Annotated in this window: 19 protein-coding genes; 4 read left to right on the top strand and 15 right to left on the bottom strand. The window is 71.1% G+C overall.

The genetic code is table 11. The annotated features are described in order from the left end of the window. Positions 1–56: 56 nt before the first annotated feature. From EDD90_RS32710 to EDD90_RS32700, 3 genes are read right to left on the bottom strand one after another with little or no spacing between them, the layout of a single operon-like run. Complete coding sequence (locus EDD90_RS32710; RefSeq protein WP_123976493.1) at positions 57–1,247, bottom strand: dipeptidase; 1,191 nt, start codon at positions 1,245–1,247, stop codon at positions 57–59. 21 nt (positions 1,248–1,268) lie between these two features. Next, positions 1,269–1,796, bottom strand: coding sequence for a 5-(carboxyamino)imidazole ribonucleotide mutase (gene purE, locus EDD90_RS32705; protein WP_123976492.1), 528 nt, complete (start codon positions 1,794–1,796; stop codon positions 1,269–1,271). Further along, the gene (locus EDD90_RS32700; RefSeq protein WP_123976491.1) at positions 1,793–2,932 is read right to left on the bottom strand and encodes a 5-(carboxyamino)imidazole ribonucleotide synthase; all 1,140 of its coding nucleotides are present in this window, start codon (positions 2,930–2,932) and stop codon (positions 1,793–1,795) included. The genes purE and EDD90_RS32700 overlap by 4 nt, the downstream gene beginning before the upstream one ends. A gap of 208 nt (positions 2,933–3,140) precedes the next feature. Here EDD90_RS32700 and EDD90_RS32695 point away from each other — a divergent pair, with 208 nt between their 5' ends. Further along, complete coding sequence (locus tag EDD90_RS32695) at positions 3,141–3,644, top strand: GtrA family protein (RefSeq protein ID WP_123976490.1); 504 nt, start codon at positions 3,141–3,143, stop codon at positions 3,642–3,644. 57 nt (positions 3,645–3,701) lie between these two features. On the opposite strand, the gene EDD90_RS32690 is transcribed toward EDD90_RS32695, so the two are convergent. Further along, on the bottom strand, positions 3,702–4,973 hold the full coding sequence (locus EDD90_RS32690) for an ATP-binding protein (RefSeq protein WP_123976489.1): 1,272 nt from the start codon (positions 4,971–4,973) through the stop codon (positions 3,702–3,704). 151 nt (positions 4,974–5,124) lie between these two features. Next, positions 5,125–5,802 carry a response regulator transcription factor gene (locus EDD90_RS32685; protein ID WP_123976488.1) on the bottom strand — a complete coding sequence of 226 codons (678 nt, stop codon included), beginning with the start codon at positions 5,800–5,802 and terminating at the stop codon, positions 5,125–5,127. Positions 5,803–6,294: 492 nt separating this feature from the next. Here EDD90_RS32685 and EDD90_RS32680 point away from each other — a divergent pair, with 492 nt between their 5' ends. After that, positions 6,295–7,791, top strand: a complete 1,497-nt coding sequence (locus EDD90_RS32680; protein ID WP_123976487.1) for an oligopeptide:H+ symporter — start codon at positions 6,295–6,297, stop codon at positions 7,789–7,791. Positions 7,792–7,930: 139 nt separating this feature from the next. On the opposite strand, the gene EDD90_RS32675 is transcribed toward EDD90_RS32680, so the two are convergent. The 6 genes from EDD90_RS32675 to EDD90_RS32650 all read right to left on the bottom strand — a co-directional run bounded on the left by EDD90_RS32675 (position 7,931) and on the right by EDD90_RS32650 (position 13,177). Further along, positions 7,931–9,241 (bottom strand): hypothetical protein, encoded by a 1,311-nt coding sequence (locus tag EDD90_RS32675; RefSeq protein WP_123976486.1) that lies wholly within the window; start codon positions 9,239–9,241, stop codon positions 7,931–7,933. After that, positions 9,238–10,278: a hypothetical protein gene (locus EDD90_RS32670; protein WP_123981907.1), complete on the bottom strand. Its 1,041-nt coding sequence runs from the start codon at positions 10,276–10,278 to the stop codon at positions 9,238–9,240. Before EDD90_RS32670 ends, EDD90_RS32675 begins: the two co-directional genes overlap by 4 nt. A gap of 29 nt (positions 10,279–10,307) precedes the next feature. Next, positions 10,308–11,171 carry a hypothetical protein gene (locus tag EDD90_RS32665; protein ID WP_123976485.1) on the bottom strand — a complete coding sequence of 288 codons (864 nt, stop codon included), beginning with the start codon at positions 11,169–11,171 and terminating at the stop codon, positions 10,308–10,310. A gap of 29 nt (positions 11,172–11,200) precedes the next feature. Beyond that, the gene (locus EDD90_RS32660; protein WP_123976484.1) at positions 11,201–11,893 is read right to left on the bottom strand and encodes an LPXTG cell wall anchor domain-containing protein; all 693 of its coding nucleotides are present in this window, start codon (positions 11,891–11,893) and stop codon (positions 11,201–11,203) included. 182 nt (positions 11,894–12,075) lie between these two features. After that, positions 12,076–12,606 carry an ATP-binding protein gene (locus tag EDD90_RS32655; RefSeq protein ID WP_123976483.1) on the bottom strand — a complete coding sequence of 177 codons (531 nt, stop codon included), beginning with the start codon at positions 12,604–12,606 and terminating at the stop codon, positions 12,076–12,078. 181 nt (positions 12,607–12,787) lie between these two features. Beyond that, the gene (locus tag EDD90_RS32650) at positions 12,788–13,177 is read right to left on the bottom strand and encodes an STAS domain-containing protein (RefSeq protein ID WP_123976482.1); all 390 of its coding nucleotides are present in this window, start codon (positions 13,175–13,177) and stop codon (positions 12,788–12,790) included. A gap of 306 nt (positions 13,178–13,483) precedes the next feature. Between EDD90_RS32650 and EDD90_RS32645 the strand changes: the two genes are divergently transcribed. Both EDD90_RS32645 and EDD90_RS32640 read left to right on the top strand, forming a co-directional pair. Beyond that, entirely contained in the window at positions 13,484–14,377 is an 894-nt protein-coding gene (locus tag EDD90_RS32645; RefSeq protein ID WP_123976481.1) for an RNA polymerase sigma factor SigF, read from the top strand. A 147-nt stretch (positions 14,378–14,524) separates the two neighbouring features. Beyond that, the gene (locus tag EDD90_RS32640) at positions 14,525–16,012 is read left to right on the top strand and encodes an RICIN domain-containing protein (RefSeq protein WP_123976480.1); all 1,488 of its coding nucleotides are present in this window, start codon (positions 14,525–14,527) and stop codon (positions 16,010–16,012) included. Position 16,013: 1 nt separating this feature from the next. Here EDD90_RS32640 and hutI read toward each other — a convergent pair whose 3' ends face one another. The 4 genes from hutI to hutU all read right to left on the bottom strand — a co-directional run bounded on the left by hutI (position 16,014) and on the right by hutU (position 21,665). Continuing rightward, positions 16,014–17,192, bottom strand: a complete 1,179-nt coding sequence (gene hutI, locus EDD90_RS32635) for an imidazolonepropionase (protein ID WP_123976479.1) — start codon at positions 17,190–17,192, stop codon at positions 16,014–16,016. Positions 17,193–17,212: 20 nt separating this feature from the next. Next, entirely contained in the window at positions 17,213–18,553 is a 1,341-nt protein-coding gene (locus tag EDD90_RS32630; protein ID WP_123976478.1) for a formimidoylglutamate deiminase, read from the bottom strand. Then, the gene (locus tag EDD90_RS32625; RefSeq protein ID WP_123976477.1) at positions 18,550–19,752 is read right to left on the bottom strand and encodes an allantoate amidohydrolase; all 1,203 of its coding nucleotides are present in this window, start codon (positions 19,750–19,752) and stop codon (positions 18,550–18,552) included. The genes EDD90_RS32630 and EDD90_RS32625 overlap by 4 nt, the downstream gene beginning before the upstream one ends. Before the next feature lie 248 nt (positions 19,753–20,000). Beyond that, a complete protein-coding gene (hutU, locus tag EDD90_RS32620; RefSeq protein WP_123976476.1) occupies positions 20,001–21,665 on the bottom strand; it encodes a urocanate hydratase in 1,665 nt (554 codons plus the stop codon). Position 21,666: the final 1 nt, after the last annotated feature.

The following is a 21,666-nucleotide window of genomic DNA, read 5'->3' as shown; positions in this document are numbered from 1 at the left end:
CCCTCGACGCGGGGCCGTGCGGCCCGAACGCCCTCGCTCACCTCGACCCCGGCGATTCAGTCCCCGTCGACGCCGTCCAGCGACTCGATCGTGGCGTTGGACGGCGCGCGGGTGGCTTGCAGGTCCCGGGCCACGTCCTCCGCCGCGCTCAGGACCCGTACCGCGTTCTGCCAGGTCAGCTTGGCCAGGTCGGGGCGGGACCAGCCGCGGTCCAGGAGTTCGGCGATCAGGTTCGGGTAGCCGGAGACGTCGTTCAGGCCGTCGGGGGTGAAGGCCGTGCCGTCGTAGTCGCCGCCGATGCCGAGATGGTCGATGCCGGCGGCCTCGCGCATGTGGTCGAGGTGGTCGGCGACCGTGGCGGCCGTGGCGATCGGGCGGGGGTGGGTCTCCTCGAAGGCCCGGTGGACCTTCATCGCCTCCTCGGTGGTGTCAAGGTGGTGGAAGCCGTTCGCCCGCATGTTGTCGTCGGCCGCCGCCGTCCAGTCGACCGCCGCCTGGAGCACGAACTTCGGTACGAACGTCACCATCGCCATGCCGCCGTTGGCGGGGAGGCGTTCGAGGACGTCGTCCGGGATGTTGCGGGGGTGGTCGCAGACAGCCCGGGAGGAGGAGTGCGAGAAGATCACCGGGGCGGTGGTCGTGTCCAGGGCCGCGCGCATGGTCGTGGCCGCGACATGGGACAGGTCCACCAGCATGCCCAGGCGGTTCATCTCCCGTACGACCTCGCGGCCGAAGGCGGAGAGGCCGCCGACGTTCGGCTTGTCCGTCGCCGAGTCCGCCCAGTCGTTGTTGTCGTTGTGGGTGAGCGTCATGTAGCGCACGCCCAGCTCGTACAGACCGCGCAGGGTGCCCAGCGAGTTGTCGATCGAGTGACCGCCCTCCGCCCCCATGAGGGAGGCGATACGGCCTTCCGCGCGGGCCGCCTCCATGTCCGCGGCGGTCAGCGCGGACCGCAGGTCGGCGGGGTAGCGGGCGATCAGCTGCCGTACGCAGTCGATCTGTTCGAGGGTCGCCGGGACCGCGCCCGGCAGGTCCGAGCGGACGTACACCGACCAGTACTGCGCACCGACCCCGCCCTCGCGCAGCCGCGGGATGTCGGTGTGCAGATGCGCGTTCTGGTGGGTGGCGATGTCCCGGGCGTCGAGGTCGTAGCGGACCTGCTCGCGCAGTGCGTACGGCAGGTCGTTGTGGCCGTCGACGACCGGGAACTCACGCAGCAGGGACCGGGCTTCGTCGGATGAGGTCATTGCGTATTGCTTCCCGGAGTCCTACTTGCCGAAGCCGAAGCCGTTCGACCCCGACCCCTCGACCTTGGCCCGCAGCCGCTTGCCCTTCTCGGTCGCCTGGTCGTTGAGGTCCTGCTGGAAGTCGCGCATCTTCTGCAGCAGGTCCTCGTCGTGCGCGGCGAGGATCCGGGCGGCCAGCAGACCCGCGTTGCGGGCGCCGGCGACGGAGACGGTGGCGACCGGGACACCGGCCGGCATCTGCACGATGGAGAGGAGGGAGTCCATGCCGTCGAGGTACTTCAGCGGGACGGGGACGCCGATGACCGGGAGGGGCGTGACCGAGGCGAGCATGCCCGGGAGGTGGGCCGCTCCCCCGGCACCCGCGATGATCACCTTCAGCCCGCGCTCGGCGGCCTGCTCGCCGTACGTCACCATCTCGCGCGGCATGCGGTGCGCGGAGACGACGTCGACCTCGTACTCGATCTCGAACTCGTCCAGGGCCTTGGCGGCGGCCTCCATCACGGGCCAGTCGGAGTCCGAACCCATGACGATGCCTACAACAGGGCTCATTCGGTGATCGTGCCTCTCAGGTAGCCGGCAGCGTGACGTGCGCGCTCGAGAACGTCGTCCAGGTCGTCGCCGTAGGTGTTGACGTGGCCGACCTTGCGGCCGGGCTTCACGTCCTTGCCGTACATGTGGATCTTCAGTTTGGGGTCGCGGGCCATGCAGTGCAGGTACGCGGAGTACATGTCCGGGTAGTCGCCGCCCAGGACGTTGACCATGACCGTCCACTTCGCGCGCGGGCGCGGGTCGCCGAGGGGGAGGTCGAGGACCGCGCGGACGTGGTTGGCGAACTGCGAGGTGATCGCGCCGTCCTGGGTCCAGTGGCCGGAGTTGTGCGGGCGCATCGCCAGTTCGTTGACGAGGATGCGGCCGTCGCGGGTCTGGAAGAGCTCGACGGCGAGGTGGCCGACGACGCCCAGTTCCTTGGCGATCCGCAGGGCCATCTCCTCGGCCTGCAGGGCGAGGGACTCCTCCAGGTCGGGGGCGGGCGCGATGACGGTGTCACAGACGCCGTTGACCTGCTGGGACTCGACCACCGGGTAGGCGACGGCCTGGCCGTGCGGGGAGCGTACGACGTTGGCGGCGAGCTCGCGGACGTAGTCGACCTTCTCCTCGGCGAGGACGGGCACACCGGCCCGGAAGGGGTCGCTGGCCTCCTCGGCGGTCTCGACGACCCACACGCCCTTGCCGTCGTAACCGCCGCGCACCGTCTTCAGGACGACGGGGAAGCCGTCGCCCTCGGCCGCGAAGCGGACCACGTCCTCCGGGTCGGCCACGATCCGGTGCCGGGGGCACGGGACGCCGATCGCGTCGAGCTTCGCCCGCATCACGCCCTTGTCCTGGGCGTGCACCAGAGCGTCGGGACCGGGGCGTACGGGGATGCCGTCCGCCTCCAGGGCCCGCAGGTGCTCGGTGGGCACGTGCTCGTGGTCGAAGGTGATCACATCGCAGCCGCGTGCGAACTCACGCAGCGTGTCCAGGTCGCGATAGTCGCCGACGACGACATCGCTCACCACCTGGGCCGCGGAATCCTGCGGGGTGTCACTGAGGAGCTTGAACCTGATGCCCAGCGGAATGCCCGCCTCGTGCGTCATACGCGCGAGCTGACCACCGCCGACCATGCCGACTACCGGGAACGTCACGCCCCTAGGGTATCGGCCGCGCCAGGGTGGCCGGTTTCCACGCCCGCGACCAGGGCTCTTACCGGTCGCTTCGCCGCCTCTTGCCCCGCTTTTCCGGTGCTCTTTCCAAGCCGTTTCCGTCCTGTGTCGCCATCCACAGGCGGGGGACATTCAGGGCCGTTAGCATGGCGGAGTTGGCCTGAACCTACTGACGGGAGCCCGCACGACCATGGAACATCGTTCCTCGGGGCTGCAACGGCTCGTACGCGAGGTCGCCAAGTTCGGCGCCGTTGGCGGTGCCGGGATTCTCGTCAATCTCGGCGTCTTCAACCTGCTCCGGCATGCCACCGGCCTGCAGGTGGTGCGGGCGAGTGTCATAGCGACCGTCGTCGCCATTGTCTTCAACTACCTCGGCTTCCGCTACTGGACGTACCGGGACCGTGACAAGCACGGCCGCACCAAGGAACTCACCCTGTTCCTGCTGTTCAGCGCGGTCGGCCTGGTGATCGAGAACGGTCTGCTGTACGCGGCGACCTACGGCTTCGGCTGGGACAGCCCGCTGCAGAGCAACGTCTTCAAGTTCGTCGGCATCGGCGTGGCGACGCTGTTCCGCTTCTGGTCGTACCGGACCTGGGTTTTCAAGGCGCTGCCGGCGCGTGAGACGGTCGCGGACGCGGAGGCCATCCTGGAGAAGGCCGCCGACACCGAGAAGCCTCGGCAGAGAGTTCGGTAGGACGTTCAAAACGTCAGGACCGGTCCGCCTCGGCAGGGTTTTCCCGGCGGACCGGTCCTAGCGGACCATCGGCCGGTCGTCGTCCGGCTTGTGCGTCGGCGCGGTCCGGGACAGGAACAGGCCGAACACGGGCGGCTGGGCCTGGAGCAGCTCCAGACGTCCGCCGTCGGCCTCGGCGAGGTCACGGGCGACGGCCAGCCCGATCCCGGTGGAGTTACGGCCGCTGATGGTCCGCTCGAAGATGCGGTTGCCGAGATCGGCCGGCACCCCGGTCCCCTCGTCCGTCACCTCGACCACGGCCTGGTTGCCGGTGACCCGGGTCCGCAGGGCGACCGTGCCACCGCCGTGCATCAGCGAGTTCTCGATCAGCGCGGCCAGCACCTGTGCGACCGCGCCCGGCGTGCCCACCGCCCGCAGATGCCGCTTGCCGGAGCTGACGATCGCCCGGCCCGAGCTGCGGTAGGCGGGCCGCCACTCGGCGAGCTGCTGCTGGATGACCTCGTCCAGGTCGAAGGAGACGGCGGAGCCGGTGCGCGGGTCGCGGGAGTTCGTCAGCAGCCGTTCCACCACATCCGTCAGCCGCTCCACCTGCGTCAACGCCACGTTCGCCTCCTCCTTCACGATGTCCGGGTCGTCGGTGAGGGTGATCTCCTCAAGGCGCATGGACAGCGCGGTCAGCGGCGTACGCAGCTGGTGGGAGGCGTCGGCGGCCAGTCGCCGCTCGGCGGTGAGCATCCGTGCGATGCGTTCGGCGGAGGAGTCCAGGACGTCGGCGACCCGGTCCAGCTCCGGGACGCCGTACCGCTTGTGCCGGGGCCGCGGGTCGCCCGAGCCCAGCCGCTCCGCCGTCTCCGCGAGGTCGGTGAGCGGGGAGGCGAGCCGGTTGGCCTGCCGGATGGCCAGCAGGACGGCGGCGATCACGGCGAGCAGTGCGACGGCCCCGATGATCAGCAGCGTACGGCCGACCTCCCGGGTCACCGTGGAGCGCGGCTCCTGGACGGTGACCGTCTCGCCTTCCTCACCGTCGGCGGTGTAGTGGATGACGTCACCCTCGGGCTTCACCCCGAGCTCGATCGGCGGCTTGCCCGGGATCCGGATGACGGCGTACTGCTCCTTGCCGACCTGGCTGCGCAGTATCTCGGCGGTGACGTCCTCGTCCCCGAGGATCCGGCTGTCGACGATGCTGGCAAGCCGAAGCGCTTCGGAGTCGACGCGTTCCTGAGCGCTGTTGCTGATGGTCCGAGACTCGACGATCACCAGGGACACACCGAACACGGCGATGACGACGAGTACGACGGCGAGGGTGGACTGAATCAGACGACGACGCACAGCACTCTCCGGGAAACGGCGACTTCAGCGCCCCTTCAGGGGCGCGGGGCGCTGACATATGCGGCTCCGCCGCGTGGGCGCGACCGGCCCACCACGACGGCCGGTCGCGCACATCTCATCAGCCACCCACGGCGCGACGCGCGTAGCCGACCTAGCTCTTTTCGAAACGGAACCCGACCCCACGCACGGTAGCGATGTACCGGGGGTTCGCCGCATCGTCGCCCAGCTTCTTCCGCAGCCACGAGATGTGCATGTCGAGCGTCTTGGTCGACGACCACCATGTCGTGTCCCAGACCTCCCGCATCAACTGGTCCCGCGTGACGACCCGCCCCGCGTCCCGCACCAGCACCCGCAGCAGATCGAACTCCTTCGCGGTGAGCTGGAGTTCCTCGTCGCCCATCCACGCCCGGTGCGACTCGACGTCGATCCGCACACCATGCGTGGCCGGCGGCTGCGCGGGCTCCGCGGCGCCGCGACGGAGCAACGCCCGCACCCGGGCGAGCAGTTCGGCGAGGCGGAACGGCTTGGTGACGTAGTCGTCGGCACCGGCGTCGAGGCCGACGACGGTGTCCACCTCGTCGGCCCGCGCGGTCAGGATGAGGATCGGCACGGTGTGGCCCTCGGCACGCAGCCGGCGCGCGACCTCCAGGCCGTCCATGCCGGGGAGCCCGAGGTCCAGCACGACCAGGTCGACGCCGCCCTGCATTCCGGCGTCGAGCGCGGCGGGTCCGTCCTCGCGCACCTCGACCTCGTAACCTTCCCGGCGCAGTGCGCGGGCCAGCGGCTCCGAGATGGACGCGTCGTCCTCGGCGAGCAGTACACGGGTCATGAGGTGATGGTAGTCCGCTTACACGCAGTACAGGAGTGTGATCGGCACCAGGGATTCTTACCTTGGGGCACAGTGGTACGAACCTATGGGCGAAAGGTGCGATCGTAGGAGGGACCTTCGAAACCGGGTGCGAGGTTCCACCGACACCTGTGATCCCTGTCTCAAGTCCTTCCATATCCGGCAGTGTCCTGACGTACAGTGATGTGAACGCCTGCAGTACACCCAGTGACCTTTGGTGCGCATCCTGACGCTGAAGGTCTCTTTTGTGTGCGGGCCGGCCTGGGCCGGCCTTGAAAGGAATGACCTCTGGCCGGGCTCCGGACGCGACTCAGCGTCACGGGGCGTGGATCCCGGTGGTCGCCGTCCGCCGCTCCGCGACCCGGGGCGGACTCCCCCTGGGCGTGGGGTGGACGGTCCGACCCGCCGGTGCCGGCCGCTCCCCCCACGGGCGCGCAAAGCCCCACCTCGCGTCCCGACCAGCAAGGAACGACCATGGCGTCCAGCCTGACGAAGGACTCGGTCCGACCGGGCACCCCCGGTTCCGAGAAGACCTTCTTCGGCCACCCCCGCGGACTGGCCACCCTCTTCATGACCGAGATGTGGGAGCGGTTCTCCTACTACGGCATGAAGGCCCTGCTCCCGCTGTACCTGGTCGCTCCCGGCGGCCTGCACATGACCGCGGCCACGGCCACGGCGATCTACTCCGTGTACCTCTCGCTCGTGTACCTGCTCGCCCTGCCGGGCGGCTGGTTCGCCGACCGTGTCCTCGGCCCCCGCAAGACGGTCGCCGTCGCGGGCACGATCATCATGATCGGCCACCTGACGCTGGCGCTGCCCAGTTCCGGCACGTTCTTCGCCGGCCTCGGTCTGGTCGCCATAGGTTCAGGTCTGCTGAAGGCCAACATCTCCACGATGGTCGGTCACCTGTACGACGGTCCGGACGACCCGCGCCGTGACGGTGGCTTCACGCTCTTCTACATCGGCATCAACCTGGGTGCGTTCGCCGCGCCGCTGGTCATCGGTACGGTCGGCGAGAACTACAACTGGCACATCGGCTTCGCGCTGGCCGCGGTCGGCATGGCGCTGGGTCTCGCGCAGTTCCTGCTCGGCACGCGTCACCTGAGCTCGCGCTCGGACATCGTCCCCACGCCGCTGTCCGCCGCGGAGAAGAAGGCGACGCTGACGAAGGCCGGCTTCTGGGCCGCCGTCGCCGCGGTCTTCTACGTCGTCGTCGGTGTCTCCGGCGTCTACACGCTGAACTGGCTGCTGGTCCCGATCACGATCGCGGGTCTGCTGATCCCGGTCGTCGTCATCGCCCGTATCAAGCGGGACAAGGACCTGGACCGTGCCGAGCAGTCCAAGATGAGCGCGTACATCTGGTTCTTCGTCGCCGCCGCCGTCTTCTGGATGATCTACGACCAGGGTGGCTCGACCGTCTCCCTGTTCGCCGACGCCTCCGCGAAGAACACGATCTTCGGCTGGAACTTCCCGGTCTCCTGGTACCAGTCCGTCAACCCGGTCATGATCATGGCGTTCGCGCCGGTCTTCGCCTGGGCGTGGCTGGCGATGGCCCGGCGGGGCAAGGAGCCGAGCACGGCCGTGAAGTTCGCCGGTGGTCTGGTGCTGATCGGTGCGTCGTTCTTCCTGTTCCTCGCGCCGCTGTCGATCGCCGACGGTGGTCACAAGGCCGCGGCGATGTGGCTGGTCGGCATCTACTTCGTGCAGACCGTGGGTGAGCTGATGCTGTCTCCGGTGGGCCTGTCGGTCACCACCAAGATGGCTCCCGCCAAGTACGCGTCCCAGATGATGGGTGTGTGGTTCCTGGCGGTCACCGCGGGCGACGCGACGACCGGACTGCTGTCCATCGCGGGCGTCGACCTGAACAAGACGGGGATCGTGGCGTTCCAGGCGGTGCTGGCGGTGCTCGCCGGTGTGGCCGTGTGGATGTACCGGAAGAAGGTCCGGGAGCTCATGGGAGACGTGCACTAATCGTCTTCTGACAGAGGGCCACCGCATCTTTTGCATGGGGTGGCCCTCGTCGTTTTTCGGCTGACGGTCGGTGGGGGTTGATCGCGCCCACGCGGCGGAGCCGCACATGTCACAGCCCCGAGCCCCTAAAGCAGGTAGGTCACCTCGTCCTCTTTCGAGGCATGAACGTGAACACCGCGCCGCCCAGCAGGATCGCCGTTCCCGCCACCAGTCCGAGCGCCTTCAGTGCGCCGTTGCTGCTGTCGCCCGTCTCGGCGAGGCCGCCGCTGCTGCTACTGCTGCTGCTTCCCGAACCGGTGCTGCCCGACGCCCCGCTCGCCTGCTCCGTCGTGTCCAGCGTCAGCGAGACCGCCGTCGTCTTCGGCGTGCAGGTCGTCGTCGTACCCAGCGCCTTCACCGTCAGGACGCCCGGCGACAGCGTCGACGTACCGCTCGCCCCCGGCTTGTAGGTGCCCGTCAGGTCCGGGATCTCGATCGGGTCGCCGGACTTGATCGCGGAGGAGTTCGTCGGGCCCTCCACATGGACCGTGCCCTTGTCGGCGCCGCCCAGGACCACCTCCATCGACGGCTTCACGGAGTCCGCCGGGATGTCCGCGGGGCTGTCCATCACCGACTTCTTGAACTGCACGGTGAGGTCGAAGCTCTCGCCGTCCTTCTTGGCGTTGATCTGCACCGGCGAGGTCGCGCTCTTGTTGCCGATGGGGGTCACGCACGCGTACGGCACCTCGACCTCCTTGCCGGTGAAGTCGGTCTGGCCGGTGCCGCCGGAGGCGGAGGCCGACGCAGACGCGGAGGCGGACGCCGAGGCCGACTCGGACGCGCTCGCCGAGTCGGACGGGCTCGCGGAGGCCGAGGCGGACGTGCTGTCCGTCGGGGTCGCCGACCCGCTGGAGTCGCTGCCGCTCACCTCGATCGTCGCCGCCTTCGGCACCGTCCCCTTCGGGGTGCACACGGTGTTCGTCCCGTACGCGTTGACCGTGTACGTGTCCGGAGTCAGCGTCACCTCGCCGGCCTTGGTCAGTTTCAGTGTGCCCGTCATGTCGGACAGCACCATGTCGCCGCCCTTGGGGATCGCCGGGTTCTTGCGCGGCCCCTGCATGGCGATGTCGGCGGTCTGGGCGCCGGCCGCCTTGAGCGTGCCGGACGGCTGGACCGTGTTCGCGGGCAGGTCGATGATGTCCGGGTTCTTGGACGCGGCCTGCACGAACTTCCAGGTGATGTCGACGGTGTCGCCGACCTTCGCCGTGGCGGGCGCGGTGATATCGACCTTGGTGGTCCCGTCGATCGGGTCGGCGACCCCGGCGGGCGGTACGCAGTGGGTGGCGAACGACACCTCGGCCGCCTGGGCGGTCCCGGCTGCCGCGCCGAGCAGGAGGCCCGCCCCGCCGAGGACCAGCGCGGCCGCCGCCGCACCCGCTCCGACCGGTGTCACTCTCCTTCGCATGATCATGTGGGTCCCTTCGTGGTGGGAGTCGTAGGACTCGCCGGGCTGTCGTCGTGCGGTGCGGAGAGCCGGCCGGCCGTCGTACCCGGATCGGTGTCCGGGGTGAACCACGGCAGGGTCGAGGTGGTGGCGGGCTCCGGTTCGAGCGCGCGCAGGCGGGGGATCCGCAGGGTCGGGCGGAGCGGCCGGTGGATCCCCCGGTGGCGGATGCCGCCGGCGCGGGGCGGCCGTACCCGGTCCACCACGGCCATGCCGATACGGAAGACGGCGGCCGGTACGACCACGCCGAGCAGGATCCAGAACAGGGTCACGCCCCAGGGGCGGCCGACGCCCCAGGGCTGCTCGGCGAGGACCTTGCCGTCGTACCTGAGGGAGACGGTGTAGTCGCCGTGCGCGCCCGCCGAGAGCTCCACGGGGAGTTTGACCTGCGCCTTCTTGCCGGGCGCGAGGGTGCCGTGCCACTGCTGCTCGTCCCACTCGGGGGCGAACACGCCGTGCGCGGTGCCGACCTGGAAGACGGGGTCCTTCAGGGTCGAGGACCCCGCGTTGCCGATGGTGAAGACGAGGGTGCGGGACGGGGGTGCGCCGAACCAGGTGAGCAGGCCCGAGGAGCCGTCGAGGCGGGTGTCGGTGAGCATGGAGAGGCGGCCGCCGGTGGACTCGGCGGGCAGCGCCTTCACGGGGTGCCCGGCGACCTGGAAGGCGGCGTCCGCGTCGGCCGTGGCGCCGGTCACGGTGGCCACGTGCACCACGCAGGGGCAGGGCACCGGCGGTTCGGCGACCGGAAGTTGCTTGCCGAAGTGGCCGTTCGCGTCGGTGGTGACGGCCCGTCCGTCGGCGTTGGCGCAGGAGTTGGTGCCGCCGATCACGCCCCGGGACGGGGTGGCCTGGCCGCAGACCAGCATCATCAGCAGGGTGTGCGGCCGCCAGCCGGTGCCGCTGACGGTGATCGAACTGCCGGTGCCGGCCTGGGCCTTGGAGACCTCGACGGTCGGCCCGCCGACCGCTGCCGCCAGGGGCGCCGCCAGCAGCAGCGCGCACATCGCCGCCAGCACCAGGCACACCTTCGCCCTCACCTCACCGCTCCCGTCAACTCGATCTCCGTGGAAGGGGGTTCGGCCGCCCTGTCGCCACGCCGCCTGCGCAGTCGTACGACCGTCACGGCGGCCCCCGCCGTCAGTGCGCCCATGGCGCCCGCCGCCGCGCCCCAGGGCACGAACCGGGCCTGCGCGCTCGCCGTGTCCTGTGCACCGCCCGCCGCCGTCGCCGTCAGCCGGACCTCGGCCGCGTCCAGGGCGGGGTGACCGGGCCAGGGCTCGGTGAGCCGGGTGCGGGTGCCCGGGGCGAGGCGGACGGGGAGAGTGCGCGGGGCCCGGTCCAGGAGGACTCGGCCGAAGACTCCGTCGGCGTGCACCGCGAGCCTGGGTACGAGGACGGTCGTACCGCGGTTGACCAGCTCGTACGTGATGCGGTCGCCGTGCACGGCGAGGTGTTCGACGGTCAGCGCGGAGAGGGCGGGGCCGTCGGCGCGCAGCCGGATCCGGACGGTGGCGGTGCGGCCGGTGCCGTCCTCGGCGACGAGCGCACCGGCGTGGTCACCGGGCGCGGCGCCCGTCGGGACGGTCACCGTGAAGGGGATGTCGGCGCGGGTGCGGGCGGGGACGCGCACGCTCCGCTCGGCGAAGGTGACGGGGACGCCCGTGCCCGTGCCGGACAGCCGTACCGAGACCGGATGCCCGCCCGGGTTGGTCACCGACACGGTGTCCTGGAGGACCGCGCCCGGAGCGCCCTCGGCGTAGAAGGAGGGGCGGCCGCCGCCCGCGGGCGCGAGGGACCAGCCCTCGGCGGCCACGGCTCGGGGAGCGGCGGCGAGCAGGGTCAGCAAGGACAGCAGGGACAGTCCCAGCACCTGGGCGGCTGACTGGGCGGACGGCATGGGCGGCTCCCGCGGTCGGGCCCGGAGGGTCAGCGGTGTACGGTCTGGTTCCGCCGGGTCAGCCAGAGGACGCCGGCCGCGCCCGCGAGCAGCACGGTGCCGCCGAGGGTGCCGAGGGCGACGAACGAGTCCTCGGGGCCGGTCTTCGGGAGGGTGCCCGCGGAGTCGGCGCCGGTGCTGCTGGACGACGAACTGTCGGACGAGCCGCCGCTCGCGGCCGTCACGTCCAGGGTCAGGGCGGGGCCGGGATTGTTGGTGGGGTTGCAGGTCGTCGTCGTACCGAGCGCCTTGATGATGAGCGTGCCCGGCGTGAAGGTCACCTTGCCGGTCTTCTTCGGCGTGTAGGTGCCGCTCAGGTCATTGATCTTGATGGGGGTGTTGGCGGGGATCGCGGCCTGGTTGGCGGCGCCGGTGACGCTCACGGTCCCGCTGTCGGCGCCGCCGAGCTTGACGGTGGCGCTCGGGCTCATCGCGCCCTTGCCGAGTTCGACGGGGCTGGAGGAGACACCCTTCTGCCAGGACATCGTGATCTTGTAGCCGCTGCCGCTCTTGACGCCCTTGATGTCGATCGGGGAGACCGCGCTCTTGTTGCCGATCGGCGTCTTGCAGGCGTAGTTGACCTCGACGACGGTGGCGTGCGCCGCGGGGGCGGCGAGCAGCACCGCCGATCCGGCCAGCGCGGCGGCGGACGCGAGCGCGGCGGTTCGTTTGGGGTATGACACGACGGTCCACCTCGTTCCTGACGGCACATCAGATGGGCCGTCAAGGTACGCCGGGGCTCATGAGGAGGGAAGAGAAAGGGCGTGGCGGAAGTGTGAGCGCCCCGTAAGGGGCGCTGGAGGAGGAACTGCGCGAGCAACCACTCACGACCCGCAGCCGCGCACGAACCCGAAGCCGCCGCCCCTTAGGCCGGTGCCCCCAACTCGGCCCATACGGTCTTACCGGCCGCCCCCGGCGTCCGTACGACCCCCCAGTCCAGACACAGCCGCTGCACGATGAACATCCCGTGCCCGCCCGGCCGCCCTGCCCGGTGCGGGGTCCGCGGGGCCGGCTGCCCGGTCCCCCGGTCGGACACCTCGACCCGGATCACCTTGCGGTCGCAGGCCAGGAACAGCTCGTCCGGCCCCTCGGCATGCAGACACGCGTTGGTGACGAGCTCGGAGACCACGAGCAGCACGTCCTCGGCGGCGGCCCTGCGGTCGGCGGTCGCGGCCGGCAGCCAGCCCCAGTCGTACAGCGCCTGGCGGGCGAAGTCGCGGGCGAGCGGTACGACCCCGCTCGCACCGTCGAGACGCACTCTGCGGACCTGACGACCCCCCGACGAGGCGGACGGCGCGTCGGGCACCGCCCCCTCGAACGCCCCCTCGGACGCCCCGGAGGCACCACTGGACTCCGGGCCGCGGTCGCCCGGCGGGTAAGGCCGGGTGGTGCTCATCAGCGCTTCACCTCACCGTTCACCGTTTCACGAGTCAAAAGTTCGTGTTGCTGCAGTTTCGTACGGACCCGTCGGCATGATCCACTCAAAAGTGGCCCGGTCGGTCACCGCCAGATCCAGAATCTCTCCTGCCCGACCGATCCGCGGGAACACCCCCCGGTTCCGGACGCCGGACCGGGGTTCAGCGCTCGTCGCCGCCGGCCTCGTCGGCCAGGGCCGCCTCGACGGAGTCGTGGACGGTGAAGACCGCTTCGGCTCCCGTGATCTCGAACACCCGGGCGACGACGGGCAGCATCCCGGCGAGATGCACCCCGCCTCCGGCGGCCTCGGCGCGCAGCCGGGCGCCGAGCAGCACGTTCAACCCGGTGGAGTCGCAGAACTCAAGGCGTGAACAGTCGACGACCAGGCGTGAGAACCCTTTGTCGAGGAGATCGTCGAGCGGCTCGCGCAGCAGATCGGCGGTGTGGTGATCGAGCTCACCCGCCGGAATCACGACGGCGCTGGAGCCCACTTTCCGCACCTCCACCAGAAGCCGGCCCGACTGTGCGCTGCCGACCGTCCCGTGGTCCATTGCCGTCTCTCTCCCGAGGTCGTGACCGCTGTTCGACACCGTCCGGGCCGATGCCCGGCGGTGTCCGTGGATGCCCGCCGAACGCCTTGGCGACGCCCTCGAACATTACGCCTTCTGCACGTACTCCGACACCCGAACAACCACCCACAAACGGACAAACCCTAATAGAACGGACTTGCGATGGGCTCCGTCGAGCCGGTAGGGCTAGTAGGACACACAACCGACACGGCCGGCTTTGGAGGCGCCGCACACCGCAGTGCACGTATGGCTTCGGCAGCCTGATAGCCGAGAACGATGGAGGACACCATGTCACCCCGGCTCGACGCCCCGCATCCCCGGACCGCGACGTCGACACCCCCACCGGAACAACTGGATGCCATCGAGGGACTCACCGCGGGACTCGGACTCCCCGAGATCCCCCCGTACGACGAGGTCGACGCGGTCGACGCGCGAGCCCTGTCCAAGACCCTCTTCGAGCGGCTGGAGTCGCTGGAGGAAGGCACGCTCGACTACTCGTACGTCCGCAACACCCTCGTCGAGCTGAACCTCGCGCTGGTCAAGTTCGCCGCCTCCCGCTTCCGCTCCCGCAGCGAGCCGATGGAGGACATCATCCAGGTGGGCACGATCGGCCTGATCAAGGCGATCGACCGCTTCGAGCTGGCCCGCGGTGTCGAGTTCCCCACCTTCGCGATGCCGACGATCATCGGCGAGATCAAGCGGTTCTTCCGCGACACGTCGTGGTCGGTGCGCGTCCCGCGCCGCCTGCAGGAGCTCCGCCTCGACCTCGCCAAGGCGGGCGACGAACTGGCGCAGAAGCTGGACCGCGCACCCACGGTCGCGGAGCTCGCGGAACGCCTGGGCCTCTCGAACGACGAGGTGGTCGAGGGCATGGCGGCCTCCAACGCCTACACGGCCTCCTCCCTGGACGCACAACCGGACGAGGACGAGTCCGAGGGCGCCCTCGCGGACCGCATCGGCTACGAGGACCACGGCCTCGAAGGCATCGAGTACGTCGAGTCCCTGAAGCCGCTGATCGCCGGACTCCCGGCCAGGGACCGCCAGATCCTCTCCCTCCGCTTCGTCGCGGGCATGACCCAGTCGGAGATCGGCGACGAACTGGGCATCTCCCAGATGCATGTGTCCCGTCTGCTCTCCCGCACGCTGGTGCAACTGCGCAAGGCGCTGACCCTGGAGGAGTGAGCCGGGCCGGCGGTCATGCCGCCGGGGCGACGGAGGTGCCCGCGCCCCGGCCCCCCGCGTCTTTGGCCAAAGCTCCGCGCGCACCCGCACCCACACCCCAAACTGGCCGGTACGTCAGCAAGGACGCCCGGCGACAAGGGGTGCACGATGGTGCAGGACGACAATTCACCCTCGGACGCGCGCCTGACCGAACTCCTGCGCACCCCCAGCGCCACCGCGTACCCCGCGCTCCAGGAACTCCGCACTCGCCACCACCCCGCGGTGCTCGCCTACGCCCGCCTCTGCACGACCGGCGACGCGGCGGCCCGCCGGCTCGCCGCGGAGGTCTTCACCACCGCGGCCCGCGACATAGCGCACGGCGCCGAGCCGGTCGTCCCGCTCCGCCACCACCTGCTCCTGCTGACCGCCCGCCTGGCCGCCGACTGGTCGCACGACGAGCGCTCCGCCACCCTGGACCCCACCCTCCTCCTGGTCCTGAACTCCTCCGGCGGCCCCGACGGCCCGACCCCGCCGCTGCTGCCGGCGTTCCAGTCCCTGCCGTCCCGCGCCCAAGGCCTCATCTGGTACGACGTCGTGGACCGGGAACCCCGCGCCCTGACCGTCGCCCACCTCGGCCTGACCTCCGAGGACGTCCGCCACGGCACGCCGCCCGCCCTGCACTCCCTGGCCCAGGCCTGCCTCCGCACCCGGCTGGCCGCCTCCGACGACCCCCGCTGCGCGGACTTCCGCCGCCTGATCGAGGAGTCGGTACGCCCCGAGAGTCCCCGTCACAGCGCCGACCTGCACGCGCACATGGCGCACTGCCCGCACTGCACGGCGGCGTTCGAGGACCTCACCGCGCTCCGGGACACCCCGCGCGAAGCACTGGCGGAGGGGCTGCTGCCCTGGGCCGGAACCGCGTACGTACGACACGACATCCCGACGGCACCGCCCGCCGACCCCCGCCCGCCGCACCGGCGCCGGACCCCGTCCCGCCGTCTCCTCCTGACCTCCACCGCCCTGGGCGCGGCCCTGATACCGCTGCTCCTCTATCTCCTGACCCGCCCGGACGCGCACGCCCGCACCGAGACGGCCGCGACACCACCGTCCCCGAACCCCCAGGTGACCGTGACGGCGACGACGACCGTCTCCCCCGAGCCGACCCCCGCATCGCCCACGCCCACTCCCACGCCCAGCAGGACGTCACACAGCCCGGTGCCGTCCCCGACCCCGTCCCCCGTCCCGAAGCCCCCGGGCACCGCCTACACCCAGGTCGTGAACGCCGCCACCGCCCGCTGCCTGGACGTCCTCGACGCCGACTTCGACAACGGCACCGACGTCGTCACGGCCCCCTGCTCCGGCTCCGCCACCCAGCGCTGGCGCGTCGACGAGTCCCGGGGTGTCCTGCAGTCCGCCGAGGACCCCGACTTCTGCCTGGACAGCCGGGGTTCGGTCGACAACGGCGTCGGCATCTGGCAGTGCTCCTCGGTCGACGGCGACCACGGCATCAACCTCCGCTTCACCGTGACCCCCGACGGCGAGATCCGCCCGGCCATCGCCGTCGAAACAGCCCTCACCCCGGACGGCGACGACCAACTTTCCCTGGACCGGGTCGACGACAGCACGGCCCAGCGGTGGCGGGCGGGGGCGCGCTGACTCAGCCGGCGGCCCTTACGCCCCGCCGCCACACCCCGCTGACCAGCGGAACACCCGGCCGGTAGGCCAGGTGGACGTGGCTCGGGGCGTCCAGGAGGGTCAGGTCGGCGTACGCGCCGGGGCTGAGGCGACCGATGTCGTGCCTCCTCAGTGCCGCCGCGCCGCCCGCCGTCGCCGACCACACCGCCTCGTCCGGGGTCATGCGCATGTCCCGTACCGCCAGCGCGATGCAGAAGGGGACGGAGGACGTGAAGGACGAGCCGGGGTTGCAGTCCGTGGAGAGGGCGACGGTCACGCCCGCGTCGAGGAGGCGACGGGCGTCCGGCCACTCGGCCCGGGTGGAGAACTCGGCGCCCGGGAGGAGGGTGGCGACCGTGTCGCCGCTCGCCAGCGCGTCGACGTCGGCGTCCGTCAGGTGGGTGCAGTGGTCGGCGCTCGCCGCGTCCAGTTCGACGGCGAGCTGGACTCCGGGGCCGTAGGAGAGCTGGTTGGCGTGGATGCGCGGGGTCAGGCCCTTCGCCCGGCCCGCCGTGAGGATCGCGCGGGCCTGGTCGCCGTCGAAGGCGCCCTTCTCGCAGAAGACGTCGATCCAGCGGGCGTGGGGGGCGCAGGCGTCCAGCATCTCGCCGGTGACCAGGGCCACGTAGGCGGCCGGGTCGTCGGCGTAGTCCGGGGAGACGATGTGGGCGCCGAGGTAGGTGACCTCGTCGGTGTGGGCGGCGGCGATGCGCAGGGCCCTCGCCTCGTCCTCGACCGTCAGGCCGTAGCCCGACTTGGTCTCGAAGGTGGTCGTGCCCTGGTGGAGCGCCTCGGTGAGGTAACGGGTGAGGTTCCGCTCCAGTTCCTCGTCCGTCGCGGCGCGGGTGGCCGCGACGGTCGTCCGGATGCCGCCGGCCGTGTAGGAGCGGCCGGACATACGGGCGTTGAACTCCTGGGTGCGGTCACCCGCGAAGACCAGGTGGGAGTGGGAGTCCACGAAGCCGGGCAGCACCGCCCGGCCGCCCGCGTCGACCCGGTTGTCAGTGGCGGGTGCTTTGCTGGATTCGCCGGTCCACGCGACGCGGTCGCCGTCGATGACGACGGCCGCGTCCTGGATCAGACCGAGAGGGGAGTTGTCACCGAGGGAGGGGTCGTTGGTGACCAGCGTGGCGATGTTGGTGATGACGGTGCTGCTGCTCATGGTGTCCTCGTGGGTGAACGTCAGGCTCGGAGGGCTTCGATCGCGTCCGCCAGCGCAGACGGCACGTCCGGTACGAGGGTGTGCGCGCCGTCGCGTACGACATGACGGCCCGCGACGACCGTGTGCCGTACGTCAGCCGCGGTGGCGGCGAATACGGCCGTCTCGGCGCCGAGTCGCGGCAGCGGCCCCGCCGTTCTGACCGAGTCGAGGGCGATCGTCGTCAGGTCGGCGAGCATTCCGGGCTCGATGATTCCCGCGTCGTCCCAGCCGAGGGCGGCGTGACCGTCGGCGGAGGCGGCGCGCAGCAGGGCGGCGGCCGTCCAGTGGCCCCGGGCACGGGTGCGCAGCCGCTCGTTCAGCTCCATCGCGCGCGCTTCTTCGAGCAGGTCGATGACGGCGTGACTGTCGGAGCCGAGGGAGAGCGGGGAGCCCGCGCGCTGGAGGGCGACGGCCGGTCCGATGCCGTCGGCCAGGTCGCGCTCGGTCGTCGGGCACATACAGGTGCCGGTCCCGCTGCCACCGAGCAGCGCGATGTCCTCGTCGGTGAGGTGGGTGTTGTGGACGCCGGTGGTGCGCGGGCCCAGGACGCCGTGGTCGGCGAGCAGCCGGGTGGGCGTGCAGCCGTGGGCGGCCAGGCAGGCGTCGTTCTCCGCCGTCTGCTCGGACAGGTGGACGTGCAGCGGGGCCCGGCGCTCCTGCGCCCATTGCGCCACGGTCGCCAACTGCCTGGCGGGCACGGCCCGTACGGAGTGGATCGCCGCCCCGATCCGTGCGTGATCCCGTTCCTTGAGAACTGAACAGCGTTCGGCCCAGGCCTCCGCGCTGCCGTCGGAGAAGCGCTGCTGGTGGGCGTTGGGCGGCTCGCCGAAGCCGGAGGAGAGGTAGGCGGTGTCGAGGAGGGTGATCCGGATCCCGGCGTCGGCGGCGGCCGCGATCAGTGCCTCGCCCATGGCGTTCGGGTCGGCGTACGGGGTGCCGCCGGGGGCGTGGTGGACGTAGTGGAACTCACCGACGCAGGTGACGCCCGCCAGCGCCATCTCGGCGTACACCGCGCGGGCGAGCGTGAGGTAGGTCTCCGGGGTGAGCCGGTCGGCGAAGGAGTACATCAGCTCGCGCCAGGTCCAGAAGGTCCCGGAGCCCACCTGGACCGTGCCGCGCAGGGCGCGGTGGAAGGCGTGCGAGTGGGCGTTGGCCAGGCCGGGGAGGGTGAGACCGCTCAGTATCTCGGCCCCCGGCGGCGGGGTGGGGGTCTCCGTGCGAACGGCGGTGATCCGGCCGTTCGCCACATCGACGGCGACGCCCGGCTCGACGTGCGTGTCCAGCCAGGCGTACTCCAACCAGTACGTCGTCCGTGTCGTCACTCGCAGGCCAGCCCTTCCAGTACGTCGGCGAGCGCGCTCACCCCGGCCAGGCAGTCGTCCTCGGCCGCGAACTCGGCCGGGGAGTGCGAGACACCGGTGGGGTTGCGCACGAACAGCATGGCGGTCGGGATGCTCCCGGAGAGGATCCCGGCGTCGTGTCCCGCACCGGTGCCCAGGACGGGCACGGTGAGACCGGTGTCCCGGCCGAGGATTCGGCCCAGTTCGTCCCGCAGGGCGTGGTCGAACTCGACGACCGGGGTGAAGGACTCCCGGACGACGTCGAGGTCGATGCCGTGCGCCTCCGCGTACTCCCGGGCCGCCTTCTCGATACCGCCGACGACGGTGTCGAGGGTGGCCTGGTCGGCGGCACGGGAGTCGAGCCAGCCGCGCACCAGGGAGGGGATGGCGTTGACGCCGTTCGGCTCGACGGCGATCTTGCCGAAGGTGGCGACGGCTCCGGCGAGTTCGGCCTCGCGGCGGGCGGCGAGAACGGTCTCGGCGTACGACAGCATGGGGTCGCGCCGGTCGGCGGTCCTGGTGGTGCCGGCGTGGTTGGCCTCGCCCCGGAAGTCGAACCGCCAGCGCCCGTGCGGCCAGATGGCACTGGCGATGCCGACCTGGTCGCCGGACAGGTCCAGCGCCCGCCCCTGCTCGACATGCAGTTCGACGAAGGCGCCGATACGGGCGAGCCGCTCGGGGTCGGCGCCGATGGCGTCGGGGTCGTACCCGGCGGCCTCCATGGCCCGCGGGAGGCTGACCCCGTCACCATCGGTCAGCCGGTGCGCCTGCTCGACGGTCAGATGCCCGGCTGTCAGCCGCGACCCGACACAGGCGAGCCCGAACCGGGCGCCCTCCTCGTCGCCGAAGTTGGCGATGGCGAGGGGCCTGGTGAACTCCACCCCCCTCGCGCGGAGTTCGTCGAGCGCGGCAAAGGAGGACACGACGCCGAGGGGCCCGTCGAAGGCACCGCCGTCCGGCACGGAGTCCAGATGCGACCCGGTGACGACGGCGTCCCCGGCGTCCGGATCGCCCAGCCAGGCCCACTGGTTGCCGTTCCGGTCGACCTCGTGGACGAGCCCGCGCGCCGCGGCCTGCTCCTTGAACCAGGCCCGGCAGTCGGCGTCGGCCCCGGTCCAGGCGAACCGCCGGTAGCCGTGGGAGTCGGGGTGGCGGCCGATGGGCGCCAGTTCGCGCCACATCTCCTGGAAGGAGGAACCGCCGGCGGGCTGCGCGCGGTCACCCCGCCCAGCCTGCCGCCCGTCACCCCGGGCAGGCTGCCCCTCGTCGCCCCGTACAGGCTGTGGGCAGTCGTTCCGCAGGGCGATGGGGGTCCCCCCGCTCGATCGAAGTTGAGAGTGGGGGCGGGTGGGCACAGCCGACGCGGCAGACGGCGACGAGGGCTCGGCCCCCACCGGAGCGTTGCCGCTAGGTCCGCCCTCGTGTGGGGTCACGCGTCGTCACCCTCGCGCATGGGCACCCGCACGCCCCGCTCGTCGGCGGCCGTCTCCGCGATGTCGTAGCCGGCGTCGACGTGCCGGATGACGCCCATGCCGGGGTCGTTGGTGAGGACCCGGCGGATCTTCTCGCCGGCCAGCTTCGTGCCGTCGGCGACCGTGACCTGGCCGGCGTGGATGGAGCGGCCCATGCCGACCCCGCCGCCGTGGTGGATGGAGACCCAGGACGCACCCGAGGCCACGTTCACCATCGCGTTCAGCAGCGGCCAGTCGGCGATCGCGTCGGAGCCGTCGAGCATGGCCTCGGTCTCCCGGTACGGGGAGGCAACCGAGCCGCTGTCGAGGTGGTCACGGCCGATCGCCAGCGGCGCCGCCAGCTCACCGCTGGCCACCATGTCGTTGAACCGCTCGCCGGCCTTGTCCCGCTCGCCGTAGCCGAGCCAGCAGATACGCGCCGGCAGACCCTGGAAGTGGACCCGCTCACCGGCCAGCTTGATCCAGCGGGCGAGGGACTCGTTCTCCGGGAACAGGTCGAGGATCGCCTTGTCCGTCTTGGCGATGTCGGCCGGGTCGCCGGACAGGGCGGCCCAGCGGAAGGGGCCCTTGCCCTCGCAGAACAGGGGGCGGATGTAGGCGGGGACGAAGCCGGGGAACGCGAACGCCCGCTCGTAGCCCGCCAGCTGGGCCTCGCCGCGGATCGAGTTGCCGTAGTCGAAGACCTCGGCGCCCGCGTCCATGAAGCCGACCATGGCCTCGACGTGCTTCGCCATCGACTCACGCGCCCGGGTGGTGAACCCGGCCGGGTCCTTGGCCGCGGCGTCCGCCATGTCCTCGAAGGCCACGCCCACCGGCAGGTAGGACAGCGGGTCGTGCGCCGAGGTCTGGTCCGTGACGATGTCGATCGGGGCGGACTCGGCGAGCATGCGGGGCAACAGCTCCGCCGCGTTGCCCAGCAGACCGATGGACAGCGGACGGCGGGCGTCACGTGCCTCGACGGCCAGCTGCAGCGCGTGCTCCAGCGAGTCGGCCTTCACGTCCAGGTAGCGGTGCTCGATACGGCGCTCGATCGCGCGCGGGTCGCAGTCGATGCAGATCGCGACGCCGTCGTTCATGGTGACCGCGAGAGGCTGGGCGCCGCCCATGCCGCCGAGGCCGGCGGTGAGGGTGATCGTGCCGGCCAGGGTGCCGTTGAACTTCTTCGCGGCGACCGCGGCGAACGTCTCGTAGGTGCCCTGGAGGATGCCCTGGGTGCCGATGTAGATCCAGGAGCCGGCGGTCATCTGGCCGTACATGGTCAGGCCGAGGGCCTCCAGACGGCGGAACTCCTCCCAGTTGGCCCAGTCGCCGACCAGGTTGGAGTTGGCGATGAGGACGCGCGGGGCCCACTCGTGGGTCTGCATCACGCCGACCGGGCGGCCGGACTGGACCAGCATGGTCTCGTCCTGCTTGAGGGTGCGCAGCGTGCGGACCATCGCGTCGAAGGAGCGCCAGTCGCGGGCGGCCTTGCCGGTGCCGCCGTAGACGACGAGCTTGTCGGGGTGCTCGGCGACCTCGGGGTCGAGGTTGTTCTGCAGCATCCGCAGGGCGGCTTCCTGCTGCCATCCCAGGGCGCTCAGTTCCGTACCGCGCGGCGCTCGTACGGGGCGGGGTCCTGACATG

The organism is Streptomyces sp. Ag109_O5-1 (assembly GCF_003814875.1).
Taxonomy (GTDB): Bacteria; Actinomycetota; Actinomycetes; order Streptomycetales; family Streptomycetaceae; genus Streptomyces; species Streptomyces sasae.
The sequence above is the reverse complement of the archived record's forward strand: the minus strand, read 5'-3'. Positions and strand labels throughout refer to the sequence as shown.

Coding starts and splice junctions, on each gene's coding strand:
- hutU (WP_123976476.1), bottom strand. CDS start 21,665: ATGTCAGGACCCCGCCCCGTACGAGCGCCGCGCGGTACGGAACTGAGC.
- EDD90_RS32650 (WP_123976482.1), bottom strand. CDS start 13,177: ATGGACCACGGGACGGTCGGCAGCGCACAGTCGGGCCGGCTTCTGGTG.
- EDD90_RS32655 (WP_123976483.1), bottom strand. CDS start 12,606: ATGAGCACCACCCGGCCTTACCCGCCGGGCGACCGCGGCCCGGAGTCC.
- EDD90_RS32685 (WP_123976488.1), bottom strand. CDS start 5,802: ATGACCCGTGTACTGCTCGCCGAGGACGACGCGTCCATCTCGGAGCCG.
- EDD90_RS32680 (WP_123976487.1), top strand. CDS start 6,295: ATGGCGTCCAGCCTGACGAAGGACTCGGTCCGACCGGGCACCCCCGGT.
- EDD90_RS32625 (WP_123976477.1), bottom strand. CDS start 19,752: ATGTGGCGCGAACTGGCGCCCATCGGCCGCCACCCCGACTCCCACGGC.
- hutI (WP_123976479.1), bottom strand. CDS start 17,192: ATGAGCAGCAGCACCGTCATCACCAACATCGCCACGCTGGTCACCAAC.
- EDD90_RS32670 (WP_123981907.1), bottom strand. CDS start 10,278: ATGTGCGCGCTGCTGCTGGCGGCGCCCCTGGCGGCAGCGGTCGGCGGG.
- EDD90_RS32695 (WP_123976490.1), top strand. CDS start 3,141: ATGGAACATCGTTCCTCGGGGCTGCAACGGCTCGTACGCGAGGTCGCC.
- EDD90_RS32640 (WP_123976480.1), top strand. CDS start 14,525: ATGGTGCAGGACGACAATTCACCCTCGGACGCGCGCCTGACCGAACTC.
- EDD90_RS32675 (WP_123976486.1), bottom strand. CDS start 9,241: ATGATCATGCGAAGGAGAGTGACACCGGTCGGAGCGGGTGCGGCGGCG.
- purE (WP_123976492.1), bottom strand. CDS start 1,796: ATGAGCCCTGTTGTAGGCATCGTCATGGGTTCGGACTCCGACTGGCCC.
- EDD90_RS32665 (WP_123976485.1), bottom strand. CDS start 11,171: ATGCCGTCCGCCCAGTCAGCCGCCCAGGTGCTGGGACTGTCCCTGCTG.
- EDD90_RS32710 (WP_123976493.1), bottom strand. CDS start 1,247: ATGACCTCATCCGACGAAGCCCGGTCCCTGCTGCGTGAGTTCCCGGTC.
- EDD90_RS32645 (WP_123976481.1), top strand. CDS start 13,484: ATGTCACCCCGGCTCGACGCCCCGCATCCCCGGACCGCGACGTCGACA.